Raw genomic sequence first — 7,766 nt, forward strand, 5'->3', positions numbered from 1 at the left:
GTCGGGGTGCTTGCGGACCTGCTCCAAAGTTCCGTCAATCAATTCGAGGGTACGAAAAGCGGCGCGGTCGCCGGGGTACTGGTCGGGATCGACCCAGATGGAGAAGAACTGCGCGTCCAGATTGCCCTTCTTCGCGGAGTCGTAGTTCAACATGCCGCCTTCGAGGGGGTCGGTGAAGTCCCAGTTTTGATCGACGAAGCGCTGCGGGGTGTCGGCGTGGGTATCGACGACGATGGCGGACTGGTGGACTTCTTCTGGGGTCATCTTCTTTCCTGAGGGGTTTGTGCTCTGGGCGGCAAGGGTTCCGGTGAGTGCGAGCAGGGCGAGGGAATAGCTGAAGACGCGCGAACGGTTCATGGCACCTACTTTGGAACAAATGTTTCAGTAGGAAGAATTGTACCAAGTGTGATTGTCAGACTACGGGATAAAACGTACACGCCTCAAATCATCGAATTGGCCTGGTGTGTAAAGACGGTGAGTATGGTAGTGTCTGGTTTTGATGGGAATCCCGTCTTCGATAGTGAATTCGGTGACGAGGTATTGGGTCTCGCAGGCGTTGCAACTGCCCTGGTGCAGATTGTTCCATGTTCGGATATTGAGTGGATTTGAACGGGAGATTTCTATGGTGCCCCCGCTTGTTACCGGAAGCGCCGAAACCTTGTAGCCGGAATCCATCGGAACGACGGTAAAGTACAAGTCTCCGCTTGTGATGTCGCCAGCGTAAGCCATCGCAACGAAGTAAATCGGAGCGTTGCCCGCACAAGCTTTTGTTACTGTGAGAGCGATAAAGTTTTCAGCATAAAAAGTATCGTTGTGCAATCCCGGGAGATCACGCATGAGAACACTTTGCACGGTGAGATGATTGCGAGTAATCAGTAGTTCCCGAACGTGAGGGCCTATGGGAGTCGCATGAACAACGAATAGAAGATCGTCAGTTGCTGACAGTTGGTAAGAGTAGCTGACGAAATCACCTTTCGGGATCTGGTCGGCGAATTTGTGAAGGCGTCTGGTTTTGGGTGGAACCAGCGTGATTGTGCTCGTGCATTGCGCGAATGCAGAACCAGAGACAGGGAGACTTACGACGAGGAGCAGGCAGAGCTTCACAGTGAACGTTAGAGGACGCATCGCGTTTCATCATAAGCGAGGCTAACGACTTGGTTCGCGCTTTCGCGCGAATGGCCCACCTTAGCGACGATGAAACTGTCGCGAAGATGGGGCACCCGGTTTTTGTGACAGGCCAGCGGCGTCTTAGCGAGCGAAGAGGTCTTTGACTTTCTGGACGAAGACGTCGCGGCCCATGTCGCTGATGGCTTCGGTGAGCGGCAGGCCTTTAGGGCAGGTCATCACGCAGTTCTGCGCGAAGCTGCACTCGGCGATGCCGCCGTCTCCGGTCAGCGCGCGGAGGCGTTCTTCTTTGAGGACCGCGCCCGCGGGGTCGAGGTTGAAGAGCTTCGTCTGCGCGATGGTGGCCGCGCCGATGAAGTTGGTCACGTCGTTGAACTGCGGGCAGACCTCCATGCAGCAGCAGCAGGAGATACAGTTCGAGAGCGGGTAGCGCTGCTCCTGAATTTGCGGGAACTGGCGCGGGCCGGGGCCGAGGTCGTAGGTGCCGTCGATGGGGACCCAGGCCTGGACCTTCTTGAGGTTCTCAAACAGGACGCTGCGGTCAACCGAGAGGTCGCGCACGATGGGGAACTTCGAGAGCGGCGCGAGCGTGATGGTCTGGTCCTTGTTCGGGCCGGTGAGCTTGTCTACCAGCGCCGAGCAGGCCATCGTGGCCTTGCCGTTGATGAGCATCGCGCAGGAGCCGCAGATCTCTTCGAGGCAGTTTGAGTCGTAGGTGACGGGCGTGGTGGGCTTGCCGGTCACGTCGACAGGGTTGAGCGCGATCTCGCCGAGCAGCGAGGTGATGTTCATGCCCGGGCGGTAGGGGACCTCGAACTTCTCGGTGGTGGCGGGGGCGTTCGGGTTGGCTTGGCGCTTGATCTCGACTTTGATGGTGCTTGGCATCTGCATTGCCCTCAGGGGCTACGGCCCCGGTCTTTCCTCTGCTCTTTGTGACACGGTCTAAGCCGCGCCCGTTACAAAACTCCACAGGCTGGGCCATTTCGGCTCCAGGCAATATCTCAATTTGTGCTTGAAGTTATTCCTGCAACTGGATGAATTGGAATTAATTGATGACGCAGTAGATCGCTTCGCTCTGGTCGAACGGAGCGGAGCGTCGCCGTCCTTCATGCTCGATGCGCGGTTCAGTGACGTGCGCAGTACACGAACATGTAGCTGAGGACCAAGGCGTAGATCACTGCAAGAATCGTGTAGTAGATGTCGATGCCAGCCATGTCCAGTTAGACGGCGGGAAGCGGGCTGGAGGCAACTTGTTGTATTCATTTTTTTTGTGCCTCCTTTCGTTCGGCCGTGCCCCTAACAAAACTCAACAGCGAAAAGTTGCCACTCCGCTTGAGGCGAAAGATGACAACTGAAGACTAGGTTGCGGCGTCGTAACGGCGCGGGCGCGGTTTGAGGTGGCTGATGTCCACGTCTTCGTACTCGAAGGCGGGAGCGCCGTTTTTGAAGCTGGCTTTGGTCGTCTTCAGGAACTTCTCGTCGTTGCGCTCGGGGAAGTCCGGCTTGTAGTGCGCGCCGCGGCTCTCGTCGCGCAGGCGTGCGCCCTGCACGATGACGCGGGCGAGCTGGAGCATGTTCCAGAGCTGGCGCGTGAAGGCGAAGCTAGTGTTGGCCCACTGGCTCTTGTCCGAGAGGTTGACGTTGCGGTAGCGGTCGAGCAGCTCGACGATCTTCGCGTCCGCCTCTTCGAGGCCCTTGTTGTAGCGGATGATGGTGGCGTGCTTGGTCATCGTCTCGCCCAGCTCGCGCCATATCTTGAAGGGGTTCTCGGTGCCGGGGTTGTTGAGCAGCAGCTTGTTGAACTCGTTCTGGCGGGCAAGTTCGGCTGCGGCACCTCCGTCGCCTTCCTGCGCTGGCAGCGACTTGGCGTACTGCATGGCCTGCGGCCCGGCGACGAAGCCTCCGTAGATGCAGGAGAGCAGCGAATTTGCGCCGAGGCGGTTGGCGCCATGGATGGAGCAGTCAGCCTCGCCCGCTGCGAAGACGCCGGGGATATTGGTGCGTTGCTGGTTGTCCACCCAGAGACCGCCCATGGTGTAGTGCATTCCGGGAAAGATCTTCATCGGGACCTTACGCGGGTCGTCGCCTACGAACTTCTCGTAGATCTCGAGGATGCCTTCGAGCTTGTGCTGGCTCGCGGGCGGCAGGTGCGAGACATCAAGATAGACCATTGGCTGGCCGTCGATGCCCATGCCGTGCTCGTAGACGACCTTGAAGATGGCGCGGGTGGCAACGTCGCGCGGCACGAGGTTGCCGTACTTCGGGTACCACTCTTCGAGGAAGTACCAGCGGTCGCCCTCGGGGATGGATTGTGCGGCGCGCTTGTCGTTCTTGTCCTTCGGCACCCAGACGCGGCCGCCTTCGCCGCGGGCTGACTCGGACATGAGACGCAGCTTGTCTTCGCCGGGAATGGCGGTCGGGTGGACCTGGATGAACTCGCCGTTGGCGTAGAAAGCGCCCTGCTGGTAGAGCGCGGACTGTGCGCTGCCGGTGCAGACGACCGAGTTGGTGCTCTTGCCGAAGATGGCTCCGTTGCCGCCGGTGCAGACGATGATGGCGTCGGCAGGGAAGGTGCGGACCTCCATCGAGCGCAGGTCCATCGCACAGATGCCACGCGCCACGCCGTGCGAGTCGAGCACGGCGGAGAGGAACTCCCAGCCTTCGTACTTCTTGACCTTACCCTCAGACTCGAAGCGGCGGACCTGCTCGTCGAGTGCGTAGAGAAGCTGCTGGCCGGTGGTGGCTCCAGCGAAGGCGGTGCGGTGGAAGAGCGTGCCGCCGAAGCGCCGAAAATCTAAAAGACCTTCCGGCGTCCGGTTGAACGGGACGCCCATGCGGTCGAGCAGGTCGATGATGGCCGGGCCCTGTTCGCACATCTGCTTGACGGGGGTCTGGTTGGCCAGGAAGTCGCCGCCGTAGATGGTGTCGTCGAAGTGCGCCCAGGCGCTGTCGCCTTCGCCCTTGAGGTTCTTGGCGGAGTTGATGCCGCCCTGCGCGCAGACCGAGTGTGACCGCTTGACCGGGACGATGGAGAAGAGATCGACCTTGCCGCCGGCTTCGGCAATCTTGATGACGGCGGAGAGTCCGGCGAGTCCGCCGCCTACGACGATAATTCTGGGAGTTGCTGCTGCCATTCTTTGTCCCTCAGGGGCTAAAGCCTCTTCTTATCTCTGTGGCCTGTCGGCACGGCTGAACCCGTGTCCTTAACAAAACTATTGCTGCGGACGCGATGCATCCGGAATGGTGACTGCTGTTGGCACAACCGGTTGCGTGGGGGCCGTCATTGTGGAAGTCTGCATGACGTTGGGCATGACGTCATCCGGAGCAGGCGGGGCGGTAACGACCGAGTAGATGCTGATGAGGCCCATCAGGCAGAGGATGATGCCGCCGAGGGCGCAGACGTAGCCGAACTTCCTGCGCGCCTTGTCGCCCGGAGTGATGCCCCATTTCGCTGCGAAGAGCCAGGTGCCGTAGGCGAAGTGCCACGTGGTGGCGATCATCGCGATAACGTAGACGGCGAGAATCCACGGGTTGGCGAGTTCGTGCTGGACCTTTGCGAAGGCTGCTCCGGGATGCTCGGGCAGGTTGACGCCCGAGAAGCGTTGCGTCCAGACGTGGTAGACGATGTAGAACAGCGCGATGATGCCGGTGACACGCTGCGAGAAGTAAAACCGGTTGCCAATCCACGGATACACATTGACGTTGTTGCGTCCGCGCACTGCGATGTAGACGCCGTAGAGGGCGTGGTAGGCGAGCGGGATGAAGATCAGCGTCCACTCCAGCACGCGCACCAGCGGCAGCGAGTTGAGGAAGAGCACCTGCTTGGCGTAGGCCAGCGGGCCGTGGACGGTCTCGAAGTTCGAGATGATGTGCTCGATGAGGAACGCGCCGATGGGCACGATGCCGGTGAGCGAGTGCAACTTGCGCCAGAAGAAGGAGTTTCCCTCGCCGGCGCGGAGCGGTTGCACGCCGCGCAGGGGCGGTGTCGCGGGAGGGGCTGGCGAGGCGGCGGTGGCCATAGGGACTCCTTGGTTCGGTGTGGGCCGATGTTGCTGAAAAAACAGTGGCAGGCTGATTATTCCGCGCTGTCTGGCCAGCGTCAAGAAAAGCGCACGATTTTGTGCGGTTATCGACGGATGTGTGCGATATTAATCGCCACACGGCAATTTGCATATCCATTCCGCAGCGCCGCGGAGAAATCTGCTGTTTATTTCTCAATTCGCTTCAAATAAGGGGACAAAGGTGGCGAGGGCGCGTCCGCGATGGCTGAAGGCGAGCTTCGTTTGGGCGTCGAGTTCGGCCATGGTTTTGTTTTGCTCCGGAAGATAAAAGAGCGGGTCGTAGCCGAAGCCGAGTGTTCCACGTGGAGCACTCAGGATTTCGCCTTCAACCGTGCCGTGGGCCATGGCGGTGATCTCGCCGTCGCGGGCTGCGGCGAGGACGCAGTGGTACCTGGCTGTGCGTGGGCCTGGGATTTTGCTGAGGGCTTCGAGCAGGCAGAGGTTATTGCGTTCGTCCGTGCTGACTCCGGACGGGGCGGCGAAGTTGCTGTCTTCGGCGTAGCGGGCGGAGCGGACGCCAGGTGCTCCGTTGAGGGCGTCGACTTCGAGGCCGGAGTCGTCGGCGAGGATGATCTTGCCGGGTACTAGCCGTGAGTAATAGATGGCTTTGAGGCGAGCATTGCCTTCGAAGGTCGGCTCGTCTTCAGGAGGCGCGGGAATTTCTTTGAGGCCAGGGAGGGGTTCGATGGTGATGGTGTGGTTGGCTGCTGCTGCGAAGTCGCGCAGCTTGCCGGGGTTGGTTGTGGCAATGTAGAGGGTCATGAATAATTAGGTCGCGTCTTCGGCACTCAGATCTATTTGTACACGCTGCTCTCTGGGGCATTGCTCCAGGCTGGTATAGAGCACGCCGTTGGCGTTTGGCTATTGGGTTATACGGAAGCGCACGAAGAATGCGACGCCGTAAGGATGTTCGCCATAGGTCGAAACAAGCGCACGGGGTGTGGTGTAGGTGGTGAACTGTGCTCCGGGTGCGGCGAGAAGATGGGGAGCGATTTTGAAGTCGCGGTCGTAGCCGAAACTATAGGAGGCCACGTGGCCTACAGGGGACTCTTCAAAATGGGGCGGCAGTGCGGTGCCGGGCTTGAGGAAGAGTTCCGAAGAGCGGCCTGCGTTTTCGATGCGCGTCCAGACGGAATTGCGTTTGTGAAACTGGAGCAGCGATTCGAGGAGGTAGCTGTTTTCTTTGCTGCCGTCGTGGAGGGATTTGGTGCGACCCCAGAGGAGCGTGGTGGACCAGTTGCCGGTGGCGGTGGTGGCCATGTCCATGCCGGGCATCGAGGTGGTGTCGTGGTGCGCGCCGATAGGGCGGTTGTACATGATGGAGGCGGTCTGGCGCTGCTGGTCTTCGCCGGAGTAGAGCGCCTCGGGGCTGACGATGTGGGCGATGGAGTACTGCGAGGTCCAGTTTGCTGAGGGCGAAAACGTGATGCGCGAGGAGTAGCTGTCGATCGCGTGACCGTTCGATGAAGGCTGGAAGCCCCATCGCTGTTCGGAGGGTTCGCCGCCGTGGAAGCCGGACTCTTCAAAGCGCAGCCAGCGCCACGTGATGCCGCCGGTGAGCACGTTGAAAGCGATGTGGGTCGAGTCTTCCTGATGGTGGCCGAGCGCAGCGAGCGGATTTTCTGAAGCGGAGATGCGGTGTGGGTAAGCGATCGGGCCGATGGCTGGATCGCCTACCGGCGCGGCATAGAAACTGACGAGCGTGCGTTTGCTCAGCTTAAGGTCGTAGAGCGCGCCGACTTCCATGAAGAAGTCGTGCGGGTGCTGGCCGTCGATGATGGGCTTGCCGAAGGCGGTCTCGCCTTGCTGAAAGAGCACCGGGTACTGGCGAGAGCTGACGGTGGCGGGTTCGAGCGAGAACATCGCGCGCAGCGTGAGTCGACCGTATCTGCCATCAGGGCCAAGTTGGCGTTGGGCCATCGGCATAACCCAGTTGGTCGAGAAGAGTTTGTCCGCGCCGCGCGGGCCGCTCTGCTGTGTGTCGGTGATGAAGGCGCTGCCGTGGAGCATCAGCATCCACTGGCCGCGCGGCGACATGAGCATCGGCGCAGGTGTTGATGCTGGCTCGATGCTGGTGCCGGAGGTGGTGTGCTGAAGCTCAGCATCGATGAGAGTGCTGGCAGGAGCCATCGTGTGCGCCGAGGCAGAGTGCATGTCCGTGCCGGGCATGGACGGGTGGGTTTGTGCGTGAGCGAACTGCGGCGTAAACAGCGCAAGTGCGAGCGGAACTGCGATGAGACAGCGGAGCATGACGAAGAGCCTTCCTGATAGATGCATGTGTAGGTTGCTGCACGAAAAACATGCGCAGAACGAGGCAGGATCAGGAGCGGTATCAGATGCGCAGAGCGATTCGAGGCGGATGCGGAGGAGCTTCGATGAATGGCATGTCGACAGACACGAAGGCCTGCAATGCCGGCGTGCGCAAGGGCATCGTGAACGAGAACGCCTGCGCAGGCTGATGGAAGTCGGTCGAGGCGAAGACTGCCGGCGGATGATGGCTGACGCTACAGCAGGGTGGGACCTGTTGACTCATCGGTTGGTTGTGCGTGCAATGCTTGCACATCGCCTGCGGCTGTGCGG

The 7,766-nt window shown here is 60.3% G+C and carries 8 protein-coding genes; all 8 read right to left on the reverse strand.

Annotation, left to right across the window (positions count from 1 at the left end; translation table 11 throughout):
• Positions 1-357, reverse strand: a 357-nt coding sequence (locus VFU66_RS14785; RefSeq protein WP_326447035.1) for a membrane dipeptidase, incomplete at its 3' end; no start/stop codon positions are given.
• A gap of 60 nt (positions 358-417) precedes the next feature.
• Positions 418-837: a hypothetical protein gene (locus tag VFU66_RS14790; protein ID WP_326447036.1), complete on the reverse strand. Its 420-nt coding sequence runs from the start codon at positions 835-837 to the stop codon at positions 418-420.
• 411 nt (positions 838-1,248) lie between these two features.
• Entirely contained in the window at positions 1,249-2,010 is a 762-nt protein-coding gene (sdhB, locus tag VFU66_RS14795; RefSeq protein WP_326447037.1) for a succinate dehydrogenase iron-sulfur subunit, read from the reverse strand.
• A gap of 473 nt (positions 2,011-2,483) precedes the next feature.
• The gene (gene sdhA, locus VFU66_RS14800) at positions 2,484-4,259 is read right to left on the reverse strand and encodes a succinate dehydrogenase flavoprotein subunit (protein ID WP_326447038.1); all 1,776 of its coding nucleotides are present in this window, start codon (positions 4,257-4,259) and stop codon (positions 2,484-2,486) included.
• Between the two features lie 78 nt (positions 4,260-4,337).
• Complete coding sequence (locus tag VFU66_RS14805; protein ID WP_326447039.1) at positions 4,338-5,144, reverse strand: succinate dehydrogenase/fumarate reductase transmembrane subunit; 807 nt, start codon at positions 5,142-5,144, stop codon at positions 4,338-4,340.
• Between the two features lie 195 nt (positions 5,145-5,339).
• Complete coding sequence (rdgB, locus tag VFU66_RS14810; RefSeq protein ID WP_326447040.1) at positions 5,340-5,948, reverse strand: RdgB/HAM1 family non-canonical purine NTP pyrophosphatase; 609 nt, start codon at positions 5,946-5,948, stop codon at positions 5,340-5,342.
• 99 nt (positions 5,949-6,047) lie between these two features.
• Positions 6,048-7,463: a hypothetical protein gene (locus VFU66_RS14815; RefSeq protein WP_326447041.1), complete on the reverse strand. Its 1,416-nt coding sequence runs from the start codon at positions 7,461-7,463 to the stop codon at positions 6,048-6,050.
• Positions 7,464-7,518: 55 nt separating this feature from the next.
• Positions 7,519-7,766: hypothetical protein (locus VFU66_RS14820; protein WP_326447042.1), on the reverse strand; the 248-nt coding region annotated here is incomplete at its 5' end.

This window comes from Edaphobacter sp., assembly GCF_035763405.1.
In the GTDB taxonomy this organism is placed as follows: Bacteria; Acidobacteriota; Terriglobia; order Terriglobales; family Acidobacteriaceae; genus Edaphobacter.